Below are 21,087 nucleotides of genomic sequence, written 5' to 3'. Positions count from 1 at the left end.
GGACACGCGTTTAGAGGCTCCCGAAAGCTTTGGCACAATGTCGTGGGTGACTGATACCCGGGTAACCGACAACGGAGTCTCCCCCTTCATCGAGCTCGAGCGCCCGACCTGGGCGCGGCTGGCCCACTCCATCGAGCAGCCGCTGGACATGGACGACCTCGACCGCCTCAGCGGCCTCGGCGAACAGCTGAATCTCGCGGAAATCCGCGAGGTGTATCTGCCTCTCTCCCGGCTCCTCTACCTCTACGTCCAGGGCGCGGGGCACCTGCACCAGGTCACCAACACGTTCCTCGGCGAGGAGACCCAGCGCACGCCGTTCGTGATCGGCGTCGGCGGCTCGGTCGCCGTCGGAAAGTCGACGACGGCGCGCGTCCTCCAGGAGATGCTGCGCCGCTGGCCCGATACTCCCGATGTGCAATTGGTCACCACCGACGGATTCCTGCACCCCAACGAGGAGCTCAAGCGCCGCGGGATTATGCACCGCAAGGGCTTCCCGGAGTCCTACGACCGCCGGGGGCTCCTGCGCTTCGTCTCCGAGGTCAAGTCCGGCGCCGACGAGGTCCGCGCCCCCATGTACTCGCACCTGACCTACAACATCCTTCCGGATGCGGAGGTCGTGGTGCGGCGCCCGGACGTCCTGATCGTCGAGGGTCTGAACGTGCTCGCGCCCGCGCGCATCCGCTCCAACGGCACCGCAGGGCTCGCGCTGAGCGACTTCTTCGACTTCTCCGTCTACGTCGACGCCCGCACGCAGGACATCGAGGACTGGTACGTGAGGCGGTTCATGAAGCTGCGCAGCGGCGCCTTCGCCGACCCGGCCTCCTACTTCCACCGATATTCGACGCTCACCGACGACGAGGCCCGCGAGACCGCCCTGGACATCTGGCACCGCATCAACGAGCCGAACCTGCGCGAGAACGTGCTGCCGACCCGCGGCCGCGCCCAGCTGGTGCTGACCAAGGACGCGGACCACTCCATCCGTCGCATGTTGTTGCGCAAGATTTAATACAGAACTCCCGACAAGCGCCGGCCGACGGCGGTACTCTTTTGTCCATGCTTAGTGGATTCAAAGATTTCGTGATGAAGGGCAACGTCGTCGACCTTGCCGTGGCCGTCGTCCTCGGTGGTGCCTTCGGCGCCGTCGTCACCGCGCTCGTCGAGCGCGTGCTCATGCCGCTGATCTCGGCCCTCGTCGGATCGCCGAACTTCGACGAGTTCCTGCTCGTGACCCTCAACGGCAACGAGATCGCGATCGGCGCCGTGCTGACCGCCATTGTGAACTTCCTGCTCATCGCGGCCGCGATCTACTTCGTCGTCGTCATGCCGATGAACAAGATGATCGACGCCCGCAACAAGCGCCTCGGCATCACCGAGGAGGAGCAAGTCGACCCGCAGATCGTGCTGCTGACCGAGATCCGCGACTCCCTCTCGACCAACCGCTAACCATCACCGGAAGACGGTGGGCCGGTCTGACGGACCCACCGTCTTCAGTCGTTTAAGCGCATTGTGCCGGGGTGGGTATGCTGAACCCTTAGAAGCCGGACAGGATAGGGGGGGATCGGGTGGACTTGCGTCTTGGTGAGGCGATCGAGCTGTCAGCTGCACTCGTCTTCTCCCTCGCGGACAGCCACGGGTTGCGCGCCGTCATCCTGAAGGGGCCCCCGGCGACCGAACTCGGTGTGCGCTCCGCGCGCCCCTCCTCCGATATCGATCTCCTCGTCGACCCGCGCGAGACGGCCCGGCTGCTCGAGGCCCTCGCCCAGCGGGGCTGGCGCGAGCGGCCGACGACGCACGACGGCGAGCACCCGCTGCACTCCGTGACGCTCTACCACCCGAGCTGGCCCGCGGACATCGACGTGCACCACAGCTATCCCGGCCTCGAGGCAGATGCGAACCACGTGTTCGAGGCCCTCTGGGAGCGGCGCCGGGCCACAACGCTCGGCGGGCGTCAGGTGTTCGGGCTCGACCTGACGGCCACGGTCCTCGTCCAGGCGCTGCACGCCCTGCGCGAGGCGCACAAGCCCCGCAACGTCGCCGAACTCGAATACCTGCTCACGCACGCCCCGCTGCCCTCGTGGACGGAGTTCGAGTCGCTCGCCCGCCGCACGGAGTCGCTCGGGCCGCTGCGCGCGTTCATCGAGGCCGCGTTCCCCGAGGCCGACACGCGGCTTCTGCCGGCGGCGGGCGACTCGTGGCGGCTGCGTTCGGAGGTCTCCGAGCCCGGTGTCTTCCGCCTGCTGCACCTGCAGTCCGTGCCGTGGCGCGACCGGCCGCGGTACGTCTACCGGGGTCTCTTCCCGCGGCGCGAACAGCTCGCGGCCCACGACATCACCCTGCTCGAGGCGAGCGCGTCTCGCGTGTGGGCGGCGCGGGTGGAGCGCCTGGCGCGCTTCGCGAAGCGGCTGCCACCGGCCGTCGCCCAGTGGCGCAAGGCCCGCTGAGCCGACGGACCCGAGACGCGGGTCAGACGGACGTCGTCAGCGCGAGCTCCGTCTGCACGATCATCGCGAGGCGGCGGGCCATGTCCTCGGCCACTTCCTGCTCGGTGGCCTCGACCATCACGCGCACGACGGGCTCCGTGCCGGACGGGCGCAGCAGCACGCGGCCGTTGGGGCCGAGCTCCGATTCGACGTCCGAGACCGCGGCCGCGACCGCCGCGTTGGAACCGAAGGCCGTCTTGTCGACGTCCTTGACGTTGATCAGCACCTGCGGCAGGACCTGCATGGTCGCCGCGAGCTCCTTGAGGCTCTTGCCGGTCGCCGCGACGCGGGCCGCGATGTGCAGACCGGTCAGCACGCCGTCGCCGGTCGTGGCGTGGTCGGAGAAGATCACGTGCCCGGACTGCTCGCCGCCCAGGTTGTAGCCCTTGGCGCGCATCGCCTCGAGCACGTAGCGGTCGCCGACGCCGGTCTCCTCGATGCGGATGCCGGCCTCCTCCATCGCGATCTTCAGGCCGAGGTTGCTCATGACCGTCGCGACGAGTGTGTCGTCTTTGAGCCGGCCCTGCTCCTTGAGCGTCGTGGCCATGATGGCCATGATCTCGTCGCCGTTGACGACGTTGCCCTCGTGGTCCACCGCGAGGCAGCGGTCCGCGTCGCCGTCGTGGGCGATGCCGAGGTCCGCGCCGTGCTCGATGACGGCGGCCTGCAGCGGCCCGAGGTGGGTCGAGCCGTAGCCGTCGTTGATGTTGACGCCGTCGGGATCGGCACCGATGACGACGATGTCCGCGCCGGCGTCCTTGAAGACCTGGGGCGAGCAGCCGCTCGCGGCGCCGTGGGCGCAGTCCAGAACGACCTTCAACCCGCTCAGGCGGTTGGGCATGGTGCTCAGCAGGTGCACCACGTAGCGATCCTCGGCGTCGGCGAAGCGCCGGATACGTCCGACGTCGGCGCCCAGCGGGCGCGGCGGCTCCAGCTCGAGCTGCGCCTCGATCGCGTCCTCGAGGGCGTCGTCGAGCTTCTGCCCGCCGCGCGCGAGGAACTTGATGCCGTTGTCGGGCGCCGCGTTGTGCGAGGCCGAGATCATGACACCGAAGTCGGCGTCGAGGTCGGCGACCAGATACGCCGCGGCCGGCGTCGGCAGCGTGCCGGCGTCGTACACGTCGACACCTGCGGCCGCGAGGCCCGCCTCGATCGCCGCAGAGATGAAGTCGCCGCTGATGCGCGGGTCCTTCGCGACGACGGCCACGGGCCGTTTACCGGCCTCCGCCTGATTGAATCCGAGGACGACCGCGGCCGCCTGGGCCAGCGACATCGCCAGTTGCGGCGTGATCAACTGGTTCGCTTTACCGCGGACGCCGTCGGTACCAAATAGTCTGCTCATCGTTGCCTATCCTAAGACCCCAACCTGCGAGAATCGCCGTATTACCGACGATTCCGGACAAACTTTCTGTGCTAAACCCCACATAGATTCAAGCACAAGGGCCCCGCAGCCGTTTGGCTGCGGGGCCCCCAAACCGGAGCGGAAACCACGTTTCCGCCCCGTGAGAAGCGGTTTAGCGCTTCGAGAACTGCGAGGCCTTGCGGGCCTTCTTGAGACCGGCCTTCTTACGCTCGATCACACGAGCGTCGCGGGTCAGGTATCCGGCCTTCTTGAGGGCCGGGCGGTTGTTCTCGCGGTCGATCTCGTTCAGCGAGCGGGCGATGCCCAGGCGCAGCGCGCCGGCCTGGCCCGAGTCGCCACCGCCGGTGATGCGGGCGGCGACGTCGTAAGCACCCTCGAGGCCGAGGAGCTTGAACGGCTCGTTGACGTCCTGCTGGTGCAGCTTGTTCGGGAAGTACTCCTCGAGCGAGCGGCCGTTGATGGTCCACTTGCCCGTGCCCGGGACGAGACGCACGCGAGCGATGGCTTCCTTGCGACGACCGACAGCGGAGCCGCCGATGGTCAGGGCCGGGCGCTCGGCGACAACGGTCTCTTCAGACGGGGTCGACTCGGTGGTGTAGGTCGAGGGGGTCTCAGCCTCGACCTCGTTCAGCTCTTCAGTGTTCTGAGCCACGATTCTCCTTGAAAACTAGTTCTCTTGTTTCGGGGCCCAGCGCTACTGCGCGACCTGGGTGATTTCGAATGCCTTCGGCTCCTGCGCGGCGTGCGGGTGCTCCGCGCCACGGTAAACCTTCAGCTTGGCCATCTGCTGAGCAGCCAACTTGTTCTTGGGAAGCATGCCGGAAATAGCCTTCTCCACGGCGCGGACCGGGTTCTTCTCCAGAAGTTCCGCGTAGGTCTCGGACTTCAGGCCGCCCGGGTAGCCGGAGTGGCGGTAGGCACGCTTCTGCTCGAGCTTGGCACCCGTCAGGGCAACCTTCTCGGCGTTGATGATGATCACGAAGTCGCCCATGTCCTGATGCGGAGCAAAGGTCGGCTTGTGCTTGCCACGCAGCAGAGTTGCGGTCTGGCTGGCGAGGCGGCCCAGAACGACGTCAGTGGCGTCGATGACGTGCCACTTGCGATCTGCGTCGCCGGGCTTCGGGGTGTACGTACGCACGGTAATTGCCTTCGTTTCCTTGGTTACTGGTCAAGTGCACCTGCCAAGACGGCTGTGAGATCCGTCCGTAGCACGCGCACTGTGTTACGAGTAGCGCTCTACCAGTTCATCAGGTGAGGACTGATTCCAACCGGTTCCCTTGTAACGCCTGCACACGTCACCGACCAGGGCCCTGCAACGAGGCCGTCACGTGAAATGTGGGATGTCAGGCACGGGTATGCACAACAGCTACAAATCCTAGCAGATCCGCGCGCCGTCCCCAATTCGGACAGGGGCTCACCGCTCCCCCGGCGACCGCCCGTTCTCCGCGAACATGTCGCGGACCTCGCTGCGCGAACCGAGCCGCAGTTTCCGGGCGATGTTCGCCGCGTGGTACTCGGCCGTCCGCACCGAGATCACGAGCCGATCGGCGATCTCCTTGTTCATCAGCCCGAGTCCGATCAGCCCCGCGATCTCCCGCTCCCTCCGGGTCAGGCCAGCGAGCGCCGCACCCTTCGCGGCCAACCTACTGCGCGAGGGCGTCGCGGGAAGGGCGCCGTCGTCGGCCGCGGCTTCGATCCCCTGCCCGTCGAGCAGCTCCCGCAGACCCCGCACGACGGCGCCGCTCGCCTCCCGCAGGCTGGGCGCCCGGCAGCCGATCCACAGCTGCTGGGCGCCGAGCGCCGCGCGGAACGCCTCGAGCGCGTGGCCGCGCAGGACGCCGCCGGACTCCACGACGAGCCGGCCGTAGTCGTAGGCGGCCAGCGCCCGGTAGATCCGCAGTCCGCCGCCGCGGCTGTCGGGGGCCCCGGTCGAGATATCGGGGATGCGCGCCGCCGCGGCCAGCGCCGCGGAGTACTCGTCAGCAGCCCGGCGCGGGTCGTCGTCGGCGGCGGCCAGGGCGCGCACGTAGGCGGTCACGAACGAGGCCACCGGCTCGGTCGCCGTGATCCCGTAGGCCTCGATGAGTTCCAGGGCCTCGCCGGCGAGTGCCGCGCTGCCGGAGTAGTACTGGGCGCGGGCCAGCAGCGTCAGGGCAGCCATGCCGAGCGGCTGCCAGCCGAGCACGTTGTCGGAGACGGGCAGCAGGGCCGCCACGACGTCGTCGTGGTCCCCGTCCGCCGTGGCGGCCCAGGCGCGCGCATACACGGACGCCAGGTGCACGAACGGGAGCCACAGCGCGTCGGGGGTGCTCTGCAGCTCGGCGAGCAGCGGCGCGACGCCGTCCTGCCCCTCGCGCGCGCCGGCGACGAGCACGCCCACGGCCTCGGCGGTGAGCAGCAGCTCGGAGTTGTAGGTGCCGAACACGAGCGCGCGGCCCAGGGTCGCGAACTCCTCGGCGCGGGAGAACTGGCCGGCGTCGAAATACGTCAGCGCGAGCTGGCAGTAGGCGTCGGCGGAGAGCTCCTCGCTGCCCGCCTCGACCACGGCGCGGTGCCCGAGGATCCGCGCCACGGAGGGGCGGTCGCTGTAGTCGCGGGCGCGGGCCGCGGCGAAGACGCGCACCGCGAGAACATCGTCCTCGGTGTCGGGCAGGGCCGCGAACCGCGCGGACTGGCTTCGGGCGAGCTCCGCGAATCCGCCCGGCTGCACGGGGCCGGGCTGCGGCACAAGTTCGGCCAGCTCGTCCCACAGGGCGAAGCTCGCGTGCAGAGCGTCGAGCCGGGATGGCCGGGCGAACGCGGCGAGCGCGGTGCCGCCACCGTCGACCGTGGCGATGCCGCCGTGCTCGAGCCGCCGCAGGTGCGCGGCGGCGACCCGGCGCAGGTCACGGCTCTGGAACAGGGTCCCGCGCACGGCGTCCGTGCGGGCGACCCGGTCGACTGCCTGCAGGAAGACGAACGTCGCCACCGGGCTGTCCACGTCGACGGCCCCGGCGTGCGTGAGCTCGGCGACGGCGGCCTCGTAGTGGGCCTCGGCGAAGTGCTGGACGGCCCGCGCAACGGAGAGCAGCAGGGGGCACCGGGCGCCGCGCATCGCGAAGCGGAGCGGGGCTCGCAGGTCCTCGCGGGGTTCGCGCCAGCGGGCCAGGAGGACCAGCCCGAGCGTCTCGTCACCGGGGCACGCCCGCGCCAGCGCGTTCAGATAGTCGGTCACGCGGCCGTGCTCGCGGCTGTCCAGCAGCCGCAGCACGTGCTCGGCGACGTCGGCGGGGACCCGCCCGTTGGGGCCTTCGGCGAGCTTGCTGCCGCCGAGGGCCTCCGGATGTCGGCCCAGGAAGCGGTGCAGCGGCGTCGACGCGACCTCGCCGATCTCACCCAGCGCCCGGTGGGTGCCGGCGATCTCGTCGGGCAGCATCGCCTGGCGCACGCCCTGGGCGATCGGCGGCAGCGAGAGGCGGTAGCCGCGCTCGCCCGGCTCCCACTGGATGAGATCCGCATCCTGGAGTGGTGCCAGATCCGCGGTGCCGAGTTCGTTCAGGCCGCACGCCTGCTCGATCTGGGCGACGCTCAACGGGTCCGGACTCAGCGCGAGGACGCGCATGACCGCCCTCCCCGTCGGCGTCAGGAAGGTCAGCGTGTCCGCGACCGCGGCATCGAAATCGCGCAGCCTGCGCGCGGTCCGGGCGGCGAAGACGTCCAGCGCGTCGGCGACGGCGTCGGCGTCGTGGCGGCGGTGGCGCAGCACGCGCACGGCCTCCTCGAGCAGCAGCGGCAGTCCTCCCGTGAGCTCATGCAGCCGCCCCGCGAGCGCGGGCCCCACGGGCGCGCCGATCATCGCCGACAGCGCCGTCCGCGTCTCCGCGGCATCCAGCGGCGGCAGGTCGATGTACGAAGACGTCGCCGGCGCCAGCGCAGCCCGGATCAGCTGCTTCGCCGGTTCATCGACGCACGGCCGCACGGTGCTGATGAAGAGCACCGGGTAGTTGCCCAGGTTCGGGAGGATGCCGGACATGATCTTGGTGGAGACGGTGTCCGTCCACTGCGCGTTCTCGAGAATGATGATCGTCGGCTCTTCGAACGTGTCCAACACGGAGAGCGCGAACGCCACCGCCCGGGAAACGTCCGACGTCAGCTCCGGCGTCATACCGGGAACGAGTTTGCAGGCCGCGGAGCCGGGAACGAACCGATCACCCGGCTCGAGGGAGGCGAACTTGCGCGGCCAGTGCAGCACACCCTCCAGCGCCGCCCACAGGACCTCCGACTTGCCGGCGCCGACGTGCCCTTCGAGGACGACGAACCGGTGGTGACCCGCGGCGACCTGATCGGCCGCCGCGCGCAGACGCGCGACCGCGTCTCCGCGGCCGATCGTGAGATTTTCGGGCCGCAATTTCCCCATGCACGCCAGTGTAGTAGTGCGGGCATGAAAAAGCCCCCCGGCAGGCACACCCCGAAGCCATCGGGGGGGGGTGAGAAAACTCCGGCGTGTGCACGCGAGGGGCCGTCGCCGAAACGACGACTGAAATCAATTTACGGTCGCTTATTCGCGATCAACAAGGGGTTGTTGAAGGTTCACGTATCCTGCCCGCGAAGTCCCGTATCACCCTCGTATTCACCTGCATCAACCACGTATGGTCCACGTACCAACCCCCTGCTCACTTGAGGTTCCATGGAGGACTACGGGAATTTACTCAAGACTTACGCAGGAAACTAGCAGGTGTTTTCAGATCGAAGACAATGCCTTCACAATCTAGTTTCTCTGCAAACTTCCGCGTTATTCAAAGGTTAAACCATCGGCTTTTTCTGCTGGCCCGTGAATATCTCTCCCGAGCCGACCGATTTCCGCCCGACGCCGTTGCCGGATCCGTACCCACAAGCCATCCCCGTACCCATGGACAGCCGGCGATGGCGCTCCTACGCTGCAGGTCAGACGCGACGGTCGAAGGCCGTTCGAGGAGCCGGAAACGGCTGGCGTCGCCCCGGACACGGGCGGCCTCGAAAACCCTTCGGACATCACATCAGCACTAGGACGCGGCCGGTGCCGCTTCCGCTAACACGATGGGGAATCAAGCCATGAACACCTTCTTCGCCAACATCTACCTCGCCCTCGAGACGCTCGGCGGTCGCCTGCGCCGCGAAGAGAAGGGCGCCACCGCCGTCGAGTACGGCCTGACCATCGGGCTGATCTCGCTCGTCGTCCTGATCGGAGCCGCCGCGATGACCGGGGCACTCAACAACCTCTGGACCGAGATCGGCGCCTACCTCCAGGGCATCGCGGACGGCCTCTAGGCCGATCCGCACCACTCGCTGCGGGGCGGGACCACTCGCCCCGCCGCAGAACCGTCGTCGACCCAGGGGAGGTGCGCCGTGTTCCGAAGCCGCACGAAAATTAATATCCGTCAGGAGCACGGCGGCTCCGCGGTCGAGTTCGCCCTGATCATCCCGCTCCTGCTCGGTCTCAACTTCGGCATCCTGGAGTACGCCTGGTACTTCAACCAGCAGATCTCGGCGACACAGGGGGCCCGCGCCGCGGCGCGGGCCTACGTCCTGCACCACAACGACCCCGGGTTCGACCTCGTCGCCGTCGCCGATGCCGGCGCACCCACCGTCGACATCACGAGCGCCACGGCCTCGCAGGCAGGGTGCCCTGAAGGGGTGACGATCTCCGTGGTGATCGCGGGCCCCAACGCCCCCCTCTTGGGGCTCTTCCCGCTACCCGCCCAGATCAAGGCCAAGGGGGCCATGCAATGCGAAGCGTGAAACGCCCCGGGCTGAGTGACGAGAGCGGCGGTTCCGCAGTCATGGTCGCCGTCCTCATGGTCGTGCTGCTCCTGTTCACCGCGATCGCCGTGGACTTCGGCAAGCTCTTCTGGGAGCAGGCCGAACTCCAGAACAGCGCGGACGCGGCGGCCCTGGGCGTCGCCAACGCATGCGCCAAGGATCCGGCTGCACCAGCGTGCGCAAACGATTCGGCGCTCGGCGATTCCCTGACCGATGCCAACGCGGCCGACGGCGCATCCGCGGCGAACACGAGTGTCGACCTCGCGGCTCAGGAAGTCACCGTCATCACCGAGGCCCGCGAACCCGGCGGGCCCGATGTCAACGGCTCCGCGGTCTGGTTCGGCCAGCTCTTCGGCACCGACACGGTCGGCGTCCGTGCCCGTGCCGTCGCCGCGTGGGGCGGGCCGACGATGGGCACCTTCTCGTTCCCGCTCCCGTTCTCCGAATGCGCGCTGCAGGACTTTCTGGCCTCCGGCGTCGACACCGCCCGGTGGCTCACCTACGCGGCGAGCCCGTGCAATCCCCACGGCAGCGCGATTCCGGGCAACTGGGGCTGGCTCGATCCGGACGGAGCGTGCGAGGTGAACATCGACACCGGCGCGGGCACCTTCTACCCCGGCGACACCGGAAACTCCCTGCCGGCCTCCGGGGGTGTGAAAGCCATCTGTCAGGAGACGCTCGAGGCGTGGATCGCGTCCATCGCATCCGAGGGGGCGGCGACCGTGTACTTCCCCGTCATTTCCGACAGCAACGGGCTGACGGGCTCCAACGTGGAGTGGGAGATCACCGGAATCGCGGCCTTCGAGATCGAGGCCTGGAAGTTCTCCGGCGGCGGCTCCCCCGACCAGTATCCGAACAACTCGACCCTGCCCCCCGGCTGCACCAGCAGTTGCCGCGGCGTCTACGGGAAGTTCGTGACGATCTACGAACCCGACGAGCTCGGCGGAGGTGGAGGAATCGACTACGGCGTCACCGTCCCGCCATCGCTCGTCGAGTAGCACCGCATCCGAACGCCGCGCGCGGCGTCAACCACAAGGAGAACCATGAACAGCAGGCTCGTCGGCGGCATCGTCGCACTCGTGTTGGCCGTGGTCGGGGCCATCCTGCTCCTGAACTACGTCCGCGGTGCGGACCAGCGGGCGCAGGCCGGCCTCGAACCGCAGGTGGTCCTCGTCGCGACCGCCGATATCGAGGCCGGCACGGCCGTCGCCGAGCTCAGCGACTTCCTCGAAACCGCCACGCTGCCGACCAACGCCGTCGCCGACGGCGCCCTGAGCGATCTCGAGGGCCGCGACGGGCTGGTCCTGGGCCAGCCCGTTCTGGCCGGCGAGCAGCTGCTGGAGGCCAAACTCGTCGACCCGGCCGAGCAACTAGAGCCCGGGACGGTGCCCGTCCCCGAAGGACTGCAGGAGGTGACCGTCGCGCTCGACCCCGCGCGCGTCGTCGGCGGCAAGATCCGCGCCGGAGACCGGGTCGGGATCTTCGGCAACTACGAGGTCCGCGTCGTCGGCGGAGAGGAAGCAGGTGCCAATGAGAAGTACACGAGACTCCTCATGGAGCAGGTGCTCGTCACGGGCATTCAAATCGCGTCTCCCGAGCAGACCGACACGGCGGCGCCCGACGGCGTCTCCGCCCTGCCCACCGGTTCGGCCTTCGTGACGTTCGCCGTCGACACCGACCAGGCCGGTCGAATCATTTTCACCCAGGACTTCGGGCTGACGTGGCTCACCAAGCAGAACGACGACACCCGGCCCGGTGACTCGGGAGCCGAGATCTTGGACATCGAGGAGATCCTCCGATGAGCCGCTTTCTGCTGATCTCCGACCGCCAGCCGCTCGAGGCCCGGCTCAACGCGGGCCTCAACTCCACCGTGCCGGGGTCCGTGTACCGGATCGGCGCCGGTGCCGCCGCGCAACCCTCCGACGACGTGCTCCGGCGCAGCATCGGCGAACCGACCGACGTCGTGATCCTCGGACCGGACGTCGCCACGGACACGGCGCTGCGTCTGGCCTCCTCGCTCGCGGCGACGGCCCCGGACGTCGCGGTCGTCCTGATCACCGAGTCGGATGAGGATCCCGAGCTCATGCGCTCGGCGATGCGGGCCGGGATCCGCGACGTCGCGGCCGCGGACGCGGACCCCGCCGCGCTGCGGCTGGCCGTCGAACGCGCGTGCGCCGCCGTCGAACGACGCCGGCACCCGGCCGGAGCCGACTCGGCACGGCCCCGCGGCGAGGTCATCACCGTCCTCTCCCCCAAAGGCGGGGTCGGCAAGACGACCGTGGCGACCAATCTGGCCGTCGGGCTCGCGCGCATCGCACCGCAGCGGGTCGTCGTCGTGGACCTCGACCTGCAGTTCGGCGACGTCGCCAGCGCCCTGAACCTCGACCCCGAGCACGTCATCACCGACGCCGCCCACAACGTGGCCGCCCAGGACTCCGTGGTGCTCAAGGCCTTCCTCGCCCGCACCGACCACGGCGTCTACGCTTTGTGCGGACCGCGCACCCCGGCCGACGCCGACCAGATCACCCCAGACCAGACGGGGCTGCTCATCGATCAGCTCGCCGTCGAATTCGACTACGTCGTGATCGACACGGCCCCCGGGCTCGGCGAGCACCTCCTCGCCGCACTGGAGCGGACGACCACCGCTGTCTGGATCTGCGGCATGGACGTGCCCAGCGTCCGCGGCACCAACAACGCCCTCGCCGTTCTCGGAGAGCTGCAGCTCGTCCCGCGCGGGCGGCACACGGTGGTCAACTTCGCCGACAAGCGCAGCGGCCTGACGATCGGGGACATCGAGTCGACGCTCGGTGCCCCCGTCGACGTCGTCATCCCCCGTTCGCGGACGCTCCCGCTGAGCACGAACCGCGGTATCCCGCACATCGCCGACGGGCGGCACGACAGCGCCTTCCGCGGCCTCGCGAAACTCGTCGACCGGTTCGACGCCGAGGAGCGCCAGCGTCTCCGCCAGCAGCACCGACGGGAGGTCGTCTCGTGAAACTCTCCGACCGACTGCGGGCGAACCGCAGTACGGGGCAGGGCGGCGAAGCCGTCGCCCCGTCCTCCGGCACATTCCCGGCCACCACGCTTGGAACCGGCACGCTGCCGACGCCCGAGAGCCCCTCGCCCGACTCCCCGGCGAGCGCCGAACAGCCCCCTGCGTCCACGGGCGCACTCGAGACGACGAACGCCCCCATCGCCGACTCCTCCGTCTTCAGCGCCCCGTCGAGCGGCTCGCCCGACGGCGCGGGGCACCGGGCCGAGGTGCCGATCCCGTCCCGCTCCCGGGCCGCAGGCGAGCGCAACACCGGCGCTGGAGGCCGAGACGCCCTCGCCGGCCTCAAAGCCCGCGCCGCCGACACCCTCTTCCAGCGGCTCGGATCACGCATCAGCGACCCCAACATGACCGAGGACTCCCTGCGCCGGCTCGCCCGCGACGAGCTGAGCCGCGCGATCGACGCCGAGCAGGTGCCGCTCACGCCCGAGGAGCGCCTGCGGCTGATCCGCGACATCGGCGACGAGGTCCTCGGCCTCGGGCCCCTGCAGCGGCTCCTCGACGACGACACGGTCACCGAAATCATGGTCAACGACCACCGGCAGATCTTCGTCGAACGCAACGGTCGCCTCGCCCAGGTCGATGCCGGATTCAGTACGGACGAGCACCTGCGCCGGGTCATCGAGCGGATCGTCTCCCGCGTGGGACGCCGGATCGACGAGTCCTCACCCCTGGTGGACGCGCGCCTCGAGGACGGCTCCCGCGTCAACGCCATCATCCCGCCGCTGGCCGTCAACGGACCCAGCCTGACGATCCGGAAGTTCGGCGCCGTCCCGCTCACCGTGCGGAACCTGATCGACTTCGGCACGCTCACCCCGGAGATGGCCCACCTGCTGCGCGCGTGCGTCGAGGCCCGCCTGAACATCATCATCTCCGGCGGCACCGGCACCGGCAAGACGACCCTGCTCAACGTCCTCTCCTCCTTCATCCCCAACGATGAGCGGATCATCACCATCGAGGACGCCGTCGAGCTGCAGCTGCAGCAGGACCATGTGGTGCGCCTCGAGTCCCGTCCGCCCAACATCGAGGGCAGCGGCGCCATCACGATCCGCGACCTCGTGCGGAACTCGCTGCGCATGCGCCCGGACCGCATCATCGTCGGCGAGGTCCGCGGCGGCGAGACCCTCGACATGCTCCAGGCCATGAACACCGGCCATGACGGCTCGATCTCCACGGTCCACGCCAATTCCCCGCGCGACGCCATCGCCCGCCTCGAGACCCTTGTCCTCATGGCCGGCATGGACTTGCCGCTGCGGGCGATCCGCGAGCAGATCTCCTCCGCGGTCGACGTCGTCGTGCACCTGACGCGCCTGCGCGACGGCACCCGGCGCGTCACCCACGTGACCGAGGTCCAGGGCATGGAGGGCGACGTGGTCACGCTTCAGGACGCGTTCGCGTTCGACTACGCGGCCGGCGTCGACGCGCACGGCCGATTCCTCGGCCGTCCCGTCCCCACGGGGGTGCGCCCGCGCTTCGTCGAGCACTTCCACGACGTCGGTGTCGCGCTCCCGCCCGGCCTGTTCGACGGCGGCCTGCGGTGAACCCGGCGGCCTGGCTCCTGATCGGCGGGCTCGCCGCCGTCGTCGCCGCGCTCACCCTCGGCGTACTCGTCGCCTTCCGCCCTGCGACGTCCCGCGTCGGGCGGGAACGACGACGGCCCGACGGCGCCGCGGGCGAAGAGTCCACGATCGCACGCGTCGGCGGGGCGGCGGTGACCGCCGTCGAGGCCAAGATCGGCACCACAGGCCGCGGCTGGCTGACCGCCGAGACTCTTGAGAAGGCCGGCGTGCGCCAGTCCCCCGCGGAGATCGTCGTGCTCACAATCATCGGCAGCGCCGTCGCGGCCGCCCTCGGCTGGGCCCTCGCCGGCCCTCCCGCCGCGCCGCTCTTCGCGCTGGCCGTTCCGGGAGGCGTCGCCGTCGTGCTGCACGTGCGGACCCAACGGCGGCGGGCGACCTTCGAGGAGCAGCTGCCCGACCTCCTCCTGACGCTTGCCGGCAGCCTGCGGGCCGGGCACTCCGTGCTGCGCGCCTTCGATGCGGCGGCGGGAGAGTTCGGAGCGCCGATGAGCGGGGTCCTCAGCCGGATCGTCAACGAGTCGCGTGTGGGCCGCAATCTCGAGAGCACGATGCTCGAGGCGTCCGAGCGGATGCGCTCCGAGGACTTCGCGTGGATCGCCGAGGCGATCCGCATCAACCGGGAGGTCGGCGGTGACCTCGCCCGCGTGCTCGACCAGGTGGGGGCCACGATCCGCGAGCGGGCGGAACTCAAGGGCCAGGTCCGGGCGCTGTCCGCCGAGGGACGGATCTCCGCCTACATCCTGATCGCGCTGCCCTTCGCCCTGTCCCTGCTGATGTCACTGCTGAACCCCGGATATATCGGCCAGCTCGTCACGCATCCCATCGGTCTCATCATGCTGGTCGTCGGCGCCCTCATGCTCGCGATCGGCACCATCGTGCTCACCCGCATGACGCGGATCGAGTTCTAGGGGCGGCATGGACATCACCTGGTTCGGATGGGCGGCGATCGCGCTGACGGTGCTGCCCGTGGCTGCGCTCGCGTACGGGCTCGTCGCCGTGGACCGGCGCCAGTTCGTCCTCATCCAGCAGAACCTCGCCCGCGCGGGCGTCGACGACGCCGCGCCGACCCACGGAACCCGGAGCTTCGCGGGCCTGGCCCGGCGCCTGACCCCGGGGACCTACGAGACGCGGCTGGACCGGCTGCTCGCTTACGCGGGCCGTCCCACGGCCTGGCCTCTGGACCGGCTCCTCACGGTCAAACCACTGGCCGCGTTCGCCGGCTTCGTCCTCGGCGGTCTCGTCGTCATCGGCTCGCCCGCCCCGTCGACCGTCGCCGGGTGGCTCCTGCTGACGGCCTTCGCCTACTTCCTTCCGGACCTGCTGGTCCTGAACGCCTCGATCAAACGCCAGCAGGCGATCCTGCAGGAGCTGCCGAACGTGCTCGACCAGCTGCTCATCGCCGTCGAAGCGGGCCTCGGGCTCGAGCAGGCGATGTCGCGCGTCGCCGTCGGAAGCAGCCCCATGGCCCAGGAGATGGGCCGGACCCTGCAAGAGATGCAGGTCGGCCGCTCCCGGCGCGAGGCGTATGAGGCTCTCGCGGAGCGGTCCACCGTGGCTGACCTGAGATCGTTCGTCCGCGCCGTGACGCAGGCCGACCGCTACGGCATCGGCATCTCCCGGGTGCTGGCGGCGCAGGCGGCACAGATGCGCGTGAAGCGTCGTCAGCGGGCCGAGGAGAAGGCGATGAAGCTGCCGGTGAAAATCCTCTTCCCGCTGCTCTTCTTCATCTTCCCGACGATCTTCATCGTGGTCATGGGCCCCGCCGTCATCAACATCCTCGAGAGCCCGCTCTTTGGCGGCTGATCCCTCGTCAACCGCCGGAGATGCCGGGCGAGCCGCCCGCATCGGCCGGGGCGCGCCGTGCCCGGGTCAGCTCGGCGCGGGCGGCGAGCTCCGCGGCGTCGTCCGGGTAGGCCACTTCCTCGAGCACGAGCGGGTGGGGCGCGGCGAGGATCGACTTCGCATCGCGCACCCGGGCGTCCAGCCGCTCCGCGATCCAGCCCGCGGCTTCGCGCCCGTCGCCGACGCGCAGCGCCGCGCCGATGACGGCCCGCACCATGTTGTGGCAGAACGCGTCCGCGCGCAGGTGAGCCGTGATCACTCCGTCCGCCCCGCGCTCGAAGCGGCAGTCCGTGAGCGTGCGGATCGTCGTCGCACGCTCACGGGGCTTGCAGAAGCTCAGGAAATCGTGCTGACCGAGCAGAGCGGCGACGCCCGCGTTCATCGCGACGAGGTCGACGGGGTCGGCGTGCCAGAGAGTGGTCCGCCGCTCGAGCGGGTCCCACCGGTCGGGGCCGTCGGCGATGCGGTACGAGTAGCGGCGCCAGAGCGCGGAGAACCGGGCATCGAAACCGGAGGGCGCGACCTCGACGGAGCGGATCAGGATCGCCTGCCCGTGCCGGGTGAGCACGCCGCGCAGGCGGCGCAGGAGCGAACGCATCGGATCGATGTCGCGTCCGCGGGAGAGCCCTGCCACCTCTTCCTCGGTCAGGTCGAAGTGCGCGACCTGACCGCGGGCGTGCACGCCGGCGTCGGTGCGGCCGGCGACCGTCGTCCGGACGCGGCGGCGGACCAGCAGCTCGAGCCCTTCCTCGAGCCGGCCCTGCACCGTGATCCGGCCGGGCTGGGTGGCCCACCCGGAGAATTCGGCACCGTCGTACGCGAGCAGCACCTTGATCCGCACGAGAGCGGGGGCCGGGGCACCGCCGTCGTGCCCGCCCTCGGCGGCGGGGACGACGAGGCCTGCTTCGGCGAGGGGATCGTTCGAACGCATGACGATCATTCTATGGGGACAGCACCGGCCCGCGCCGCGGACCGGGCAGCCCCGACATCGAGAACGGAGTCCGGAAACCATGGCAGCAGGCAAGAGCACCAAGCCGCGGACCTCGCGGATCATCGGCCAGGACCCCTACGCGACTCATATCGCCACCCGCCTGCAGGACTTCTTCCTCCCGTCGGCGCCGTGGCAGCGCCGGCTTTGGGAGGCCGGCACGCTCTCGACCCTCACTGAACTCCTCGATGCGTCCCGCTGGCAGAGCGAAGGCGTCCTGCACCCGTCGGCGGTCAAGAGCCTGTCCGCAGACCTCGGCACGATGATCGCCAAGGACCCCGGCATCGGCGGACCGAAGAAGACCGAGATCATCAACGCTGAGCTGTCGACGAATGTCCCGTACGGTTCCGGGCACTGGCAATCGCTTGATCAGCTCACGGAGCAGGCGAAGCGCCAATACCTGAAGTTCTGGCGGGACGCCATCGACTCGAATTCTCCACCTGGAGCCGAACGGGCCGCCCGGGCCATCGCGGCCACACTGCTCGACACCGGATACAGCATGTCGATGCTCCACGGCTGGATCACCAATCACATCGAGAATTGCGTGGAACTGGGGGAAATGCTCGAATCCGCAGACTCCCTGCGACGGCAGAAGCCGACGAAATTCACCGTCGCCATCCCGTTCACCTCGATGCCTCGAGCAAACGCCGCTCGTTCAAATCCTGCATGGCGGGACGCGCCGGCGATCAAACTCTGGCTCGGCGACTCCCGGAAAGCCCTGACCAAGGGCGTCTACTTCATGGGCGGCTTCCGATACGACTTGAGTGCCATGGATGAGCACTCGGCCCTCCAGGAGGCTTCCGCGATTCGCGGGCGGATCCTCTCACGCAGCAGCTTCGTTCCCGGCTACCGGAACATCGCGCCAGCTGGGATCGTCTGGATTCTCAACCAGGCCACCGGCGCGATTCGGCAATTCCCGCTGGAGGAGGCCCACCGGGGCATCTTCCTGCATTCACTGGGAGTAGGCGACCGAGTGCACGCCGTCGGATCCACAGTCAGCCGCCTGGACGACGCCCTCGAGCTGGCCTCGTCTCTCAACAACAGCAGCTCGCCCGGGCAGCCCATTGTCAATGGCTGGTCCGCCCTCGAAGGTCTGCTGTTCACGTCCGAAAATCCCGTCGACGTCAAGAAAGGGCGCGGACTCGTCGCAACTTCACGGGCCGCCCTGCTCGCGACCTGCTCGTGGCCGCGAGCCGAGTTGACGAGCCTCTCGTATTCCAAACGGCAGGACGTCACCGCTCTGGACATACGTCTGGAAGGTGCGGCGAGCAACCAAGAACGGTGCGGGCACCTTCTCCATCAACTCCGGACGACGGGGAATCTGAGTCTGTCGGATTCGCGTGACCGCGCGGCGCAGGAGCGGATGCTCGAGCTCATCAAGGACAAGACCGGAACGCTCAAGGCGGTAAGGCGCCAGATGGAGCTGGCCTTCCGCCGCTTGTACCGCAACCGGAACATCGTGGTCCATGGCGGCGCGGCCTCGGCGCAGACCCTCGCCGTCGCCGTTCGCACCACCGCTCCCCTCGTGGGGGCCGTGCTCGACCGCCTCGTGCACGCCCAGCTGACGGACGGCGTCGAACCACTGAGCCTCGCGGCCCGTGCGGAGTTGAGCTTGAAGAAGGTCGATCTGGGCGAGGGGCCGCCCGTGCACAGTCTCCTCGAATAGCCAGGAATACTAAAAGGCGCAGGGCCCGCACCCTTGTGGGGTGCGGGCCCTGCAGCGCGGAAGACGCGCGGAGGTCGGCTCGAAGAGCTTAGGCCTCCTTGGTCTCCTCGGCCTTGGCCTCGGTCTCGGGGGTCTCCTCGACCTGAGCCTCGGTGGTCTCCTCGACCTGCGCCTCGACGGTTTCCTCGGCCGGAGCCTCGGTCGCCGGGGCAGCCTTCTCAGCAGCCTTCTCGGCCTCGGCCACAACGGCCTGCTTCGGGGAGACGGGCTCCATCACCAGGGAGATGACGGCCATGGGGGCGTTGTCGCCCTTGCGGTTGCCGATCTTGGTGATGCGGGTGTAGCCGCCGTCGCGGTTGGCCATCACCGGAGCGATGTTCTCGAACAGCTCGAAAACGATGCTCTTGTTGGTGCGGCTGCGCGAAGCGATCGCGGCCTGGACGCGGCGACGCGAAGCCAGGTCGCCACGCTTGGCGAAGGTCACGAGGCGCTCGGCGTACGGGCGCAGGCGCTTGGCCTTGTGAACCGTGGTGGTGATCTGCTTGTGCTCGAACAGCTGGGCAGCCAGGTTTGCGAGCATCAGGCGCTCGTGGGCGGCACCGCCACCGAGACGCGGGCCCTTAGCGGGGGTAGGCATGGTATTTCTCCTCAAGTGGAGTCCGGGCTTCCGCGCCTCGCGGCGGGAAAGTCGGACTGAAAACTACTGATGTAGGTGAAGGGCCTTAGGCCTCTTCGTCACCGAACTCGGCGTCGTCCTCGATCGAGGCAGCGTGTGCGGCCAGATCGTAGCCTGGAGGGGAATCCTTCAGGTTCAGACCCAGGTCGATCAGCTTGGCCTTGACCTCGTCGATGGACTTCGCACCAAAGTTGCGGATGTCCATCAGGTCAGCCTCGGAGCGTGCCACGAGCTCACCCACGGTGTGGATGCCCTCGCGCTTGAGGCAGTTATACGAGCGAACCGTCAGGTCCAGGTCCTCGATCGGCAGCGCCATGTCGGCGGCCAGGGCCTGGTCCGTCGGCGACGGGCCGATCTCGATGCCTTCGGCAGCCGAGTTCAGCTCGCGCGCCAGACCGAAGAGCTCGACCAGCGTGGTGCCGGCGGAAGCCACGGCGTCGCGCGGGACGATCGATTCCTTGGTCTCGACGTCGACGATGAGCTTGTCGAAGTCGGTGCGCTGCTCGACACGAGTCGCCTCGACGCGGAAGGTGACCTTCAGAACCGGGGAGTAGATCGAGTCGACCGGGATGCGGCCGATCTCCTGATCTGCGCTCTTGTTCTGCGAGGCCGACACGTAGCCGCGGCCGCGCTCGATGGTCAGCTCCATGTCGAACTTGCCATCGGCATTCAGCGTCGCGATGTGCAGGTCCGGGTTGTGGAACTCCACACCGGCGGGCGGGGTGATGTCAGCCGCGGTCACGACGCCCGGGCCCTGCTTGCGCAGGTAGGCGACGACCGGCTCGTCGTGCTCGGAGGACACAGCAAGGTTCTTGATGTTCAGGACGAGTTCGGTGACGTCTTCCTTCACACCCTGAACGGTCGTGAACTCGTGCAGCACACCGTCGATACGAACGCTGGTGACAGCAGCACCAGGAATCGAGGAGAGCAGCGTACGGCGGAGCGAGTTACCGAGGGTGTAGCCGAAGCCCGGCTCCAGCGGTTCAATCGTGAACCGGGAGCGGTTGTCAGAGACTACTTCTTCAGTGAGGGTGGGGCGCTGTGCAATAAGCACTTACATTTCCTTTCAGCGAGCGTCCGCTATATGACGCAACACATGTGGGTGGAAACGACGTTGGCCGTGGATGGCGTCCGTCTTTGAAGTGAGTTGACGCTCCGGCGGGCACGGCCGCCGTCGTACTGCATGACAGTACGACGGCGGCACGGTGCCCGCCGCTGAGAAGCAACTTAGACGCGGCGGCGCTTCGGCGGGCGGCAGCCGTTGTGAGCGCTCGGGGAAACGTCCTGGATCGAACCCACCTCGAGGCCGGCGGCCTGCAGCGAGCGGATCGCGGTCTCGCGGCCCGAACCCGGGCCCTTCACGAAGACGTCGACCTTCTTCATGCCGTGCTCCTGAGCGCGCTTTGCAGCGGACTCGGCGGCCATCTGAGCGGCGTACGGGGTCGACTTGCGCGAACCCTTGAAGCCGACCTCACCGGCCGAAGCCCACGAGATAACAGCACCGGTCGGGTCCGTGATGGACACGATGGTGTTGTTGAACGTGGACTTGATGTGGGCCTGGCCCAGCGTGATGTTCTTCTTGTCCTTGCGACGCGGCTTACGTGCCGCTCCACGAGTCTTTGGGGGCATTGATGTACTCCTACGAGATTTGGGCTTGAGTGC

At 68.8% G+C, this 21,087-nt stretch carries 20 protein-coding genes; 12 read left to right on the top strand and 8 right to left on the bottom strand.

Going from position 1 to position 21,087, the window contains the following annotated elements:
* The first annotated feature begins 37 nt into the window (after positions 1–37).
* From coaA to EV380_RS01780, 3 genes are all read left to right on the top strand, one after another.
* Entirely contained in the window at positions 38–1,006 is a 969-nt protein-coding gene (coaA, locus tag EV380_RS01790; RefSeq protein ID WP_102159571.1) for a type I pantothenate kinase, read from the top strand.
* Between the two features lie 47 nt (positions 1,007–1,053).
* Positions 1,054–1,443 carry a large conductance mechanosensitive channel protein MscL gene (gene mscL / locus EV380_RS01785; RefSeq protein ID WP_102159570.1) on the top strand — a complete coding sequence of 130 codons (390 nt, stop codon included), beginning with the start codon at positions 1,054–1,056 and terminating at the stop codon, positions 1,441–1,443.
* A gap of 119 nt (positions 1,444–1,562) precedes the next feature.
* Complete coding sequence (locus EV380_RS01780) at positions 1,563–2,441, top strand: nucleotidyltransferase family protein (RefSeq protein WP_165391864.1); 879 nt, start codon at positions 1,563–1,565, stop codon at positions 2,439–2,441.
* Positions 2,442–2,463: 22 nt separating this feature from the next.
* Here EV380_RS01780 and glmM read toward each other — a convergent pair whose 3' ends face one another.
* From glmM to EV380_RS16785, 4 genes are all read right to left on the bottom strand, one after another.
* A complete protein-coding gene (gene glmM, locus EV380_RS01775) occupies positions 2,464–3,822 on the bottom strand; it encodes a phosphoglucosamine mutase (protein ID WP_130448904.1) in 1,359 nt (452 codons plus the stop codon).
* A 172-nt stretch (positions 3,823–3,994) separates the two neighbouring features.
* Positions 3,995–4,495, bottom strand: coding sequence for a 30S ribosomal protein S9 (gene rpsI, locus EV380_RS01770; RefSeq protein ID WP_102159567.1), 501 nt, complete (start codon positions 4,493–4,495; stop codon positions 3,995–3,997).
* Between the two features lie 42 nt (positions 4,496–4,537).
* Positions 4,538–4,981 (bottom strand): 50S ribosomal protein L13, encoded by a 444-nt coding sequence (rplM, locus tag EV380_RS01765; RefSeq protein ID WP_102159566.1) that lies wholly within the window; start codon positions 4,979–4,981, stop codon positions 4,538–4,540.
* Positions 4,982–5,257: 276 nt separating this feature from the next.
* Entirely contained in the window at positions 5,258–8,239 is a 2,982-nt protein-coding gene (locus EV380_RS16785; RefSeq protein ID WP_130448902.1) for a helix-turn-helix transcriptional regulator, read from the bottom strand.
* A 674-nt stretch (positions 8,240–8,913) separates the two neighbouring features.
* Here EV380_RS16785 and EV380_RS01755 point away from each other — a divergent pair.
* The 8 genes from EV380_RS01755 (at position 8,914) to EV380_RS01720 (ending at position 16,056) form a co-directional block, all read left to right on the top strand.
* Positions 8,914–9,129 (top strand): Flp family type IVb pilin, encoded by a 216-nt coding sequence (locus EV380_RS01755; RefSeq protein WP_165391863.1) that lies wholly within the window; start codon positions 8,914–8,916, stop codon positions 9,127–9,129.
* Positions 9,130–9,207: 78 nt separating this feature from the next.
* Positions 9,208–9,600, top strand: coding sequence for a TadE/TadG family type IV pilus assembly protein (locus EV380_RS01750; RefSeq protein WP_130448900.1), 393 nt, complete (start codon positions 9,208–9,210; stop codon positions 9,598–9,600).
* Positions 9,597–10,619: a pilus assembly protein TadG-related protein gene (locus EV380_RS01745; RefSeq protein WP_165391862.1), complete on the top strand. Its 1,023-nt coding sequence runs from the start codon at positions 9,597–9,599 to the stop codon at positions 10,617–10,619. The genes EV380_RS01750 and EV380_RS01745 overlap by 4 nt, the downstream gene beginning before the upstream one ends.
* Positions 10,620–10,664: 45 nt before the next feature.
* Entirely contained in the window at positions 10,665–11,423 is a 759-nt protein-coding gene (cpaB, locus tag EV380_RS01740; RefSeq protein ID WP_102159561.1) for a Flp pilus assembly protein CpaB, read from the top strand.
* A complete protein-coding gene (locus EV380_RS01735) occupies positions 11,420–12,616 on the top strand; it encodes a CpaE/TadZ family protein (RefSeq protein WP_130448896.1) in 1,197 nt (398 codons plus the stop codon). Before cpaB ends, EV380_RS01735 begins: the two co-directional genes overlap by 4 nt.
* A 266-nt stretch (positions 12,617–12,882) precedes the next feature.
* Positions 12,883–14,214 (top strand): TadA family conjugal transfer-associated ATPase, encoded by a 1,332-nt coding sequence (locus EV380_RS01730; protein WP_423219038.1) that lies wholly within the window; start codon positions 12,883–12,885, stop codon positions 14,212–14,214.
* Positions 14,211–15,161, top strand: coding sequence for a type II secretion system F family protein (locus tag EV380_RS01725; protein ID WP_130448894.1), 951 nt, complete (start codon positions 14,211–14,213; stop codon positions 15,159–15,161). The genes EV380_RS01730 and EV380_RS01725 overlap by 4 nt, the downstream gene beginning before the upstream one ends.
* Before the next feature lie 7 nt (positions 15,162–15,168).
* Complete coding sequence (locus tag EV380_RS01720) at positions 15,169–16,056, top strand: type II secretion system F family protein (RefSeq protein WP_130448892.1); 888 nt, start codon at positions 15,169–15,171, stop codon at positions 16,054–16,056.
* Positions 16,057–16,063: 7 nt separating this feature from the next.
* Here EV380_RS01720 and truA read toward each other — a convergent pair whose 3' ends face one another.
* Complete coding sequence (gene truA / locus EV380_RS01715) at positions 16,064–17,026, bottom strand: tRNA pseudouridine(38-40) synthase TruA (RefSeq protein ID WP_130448890.1); 963 nt, start codon at positions 17,024–17,026, stop codon at positions 16,064–16,066.
* Between the two features lie 79 nt (positions 17,027–17,105).
* Here truA and EV380_RS01710 point away from each other — a divergent pair, with 79 nt between their 5' ends.
* Entirely contained in the window at positions 17,106–18,749 is a 1,644-nt protein-coding gene (locus tag EV380_RS01710) for an integrase (RefSeq protein ID WP_130448888.1), read from the top strand.
* A gap of 88 nt (positions 18,750–18,837) precedes the next feature.
* On the opposite strand, the gene rplQ is transcribed toward EV380_RS01710, so the two are convergent.
* The 3 genes from rplQ to rpsK form a co-directional block, all read right to left on the bottom strand.
* Entirely contained in the window at positions 18,838–19,386 is a 549-nt protein-coding gene (gene rplQ, locus EV380_RS01705) for a 50S ribosomal protein L17 (RefSeq protein WP_130448886.1), read from the bottom strand.
* A gap of 85 nt (positions 19,387–19,471) precedes the next feature.
* Positions 19,472–20,479: a DNA-directed RNA polymerase subunit alpha gene (locus EV380_RS01700; protein WP_102159555.1), complete on the bottom strand. Its 1,008-nt coding sequence runs from the start codon at positions 20,477–20,479 to the stop codon at positions 19,472–19,474.
* Positions 20,480–20,652: 173 nt separating this feature from the next.
* Positions 20,653–21,054, bottom strand: coding sequence for a 30S ribosomal protein S11 (gene rpsK, locus EV380_RS01695; protein WP_102159554.1), 402 nt, complete (start codon positions 21,052–21,054; stop codon positions 20,653–20,655).
* Positions 21,055–21,087 lie beyond the last annotated feature (33 nt).

The organism is Zhihengliuella halotolerans (genome assembly GCF_004217565.1).
Taxonomy (GTDB): Bacteria; Actinomycetota; Actinomycetes; order Actinomycetales; family Micrococcaceae; genus Zhihengliuella; species Zhihengliuella halotolerans.
This window is presented reverse-complemented; position numbering and strand designations above follow the sequence as displayed.

Bases quoted from the DNA above. Each gene is read 5' to 3' on its own strand.
- glmM (WP_130448904.1), bottom strand. From the start codon at position 3,822: ATGAGCAGACTATTTGGTACCGACGGCGTCCGCGGTAAAGCGAACCAG.
- EV380_RS01735 (WP_130448896.1), top strand. From the start codon at position 11,420: ATGAGCCGCTTTCTGCTGATCTCCGACCGCCAGCCGCTCGAGGCCCGG.
- EV380_RS01720 (WP_130448892.1), top strand. From the start codon at position 15,169: ATGGACATCACCTGGTTCGGATGGGCGGCGATCGCGCTGACGGTGCTG.
- EV380_RS01710 (WP_130448888.1), top strand. From the start codon at position 17,106: ATGGCAGCAGGCAAGAGCACCAAGCCGCGGACCTCGCGGATCATCGGC.
- EV380_RS16785 (WP_130448902.1), bottom strand. From the start codon at position 8,239: ATGGGGAAATTGCGGCCCGAAAATCTCACGATCGGCCGCGGAGACGCG.
- EV380_RS01755 (WP_165391863.1), top strand. From the start codon at position 8,914: ATGAACACCTTCTTCGCCAACATCTACCTCGCCCTCGAGACGCTCGGC.
- mscL (WP_102159570.1), top strand. From the start codon at position 1,054: ATGCTTAGTGGATTCAAAGATTTCGTGATGAAGGGCAACGTCGTCGAC.
- rpsK (WP_102159554.1), bottom strand. From the start codon at position 21,054: ATGCCCCCAAAGACTCGTGGAGCGGCACGTAAGCCGCGTCGCAAGGAC.
- coaA (WP_102159571.1), top strand. From the start codon at position 38: ATGTCGTGGGTGACTGATACCCGGGTAACCGACAACGGAGTCTCCCCC.
- cpaB (WP_102159561.1), top strand. From the start codon at position 10,665: ATGAACAGCAGGCTCGTCGGCGGCATCGTCGCACTCGTGTTGGCCGTG.
- rplQ (WP_130448886.1), bottom strand. From the start codon at position 19,386: ATGCCTACCCCCGCTAAGGGCCCGCGTCTCGGTGGCGGTGCCGCCCAC.
- truA (WP_130448890.1), bottom strand. From the start codon at position 17,026: ATGCGTTCGAACGATCCCCTCGCCGAAGCAGGCCTCGTCGTCCCCGCC.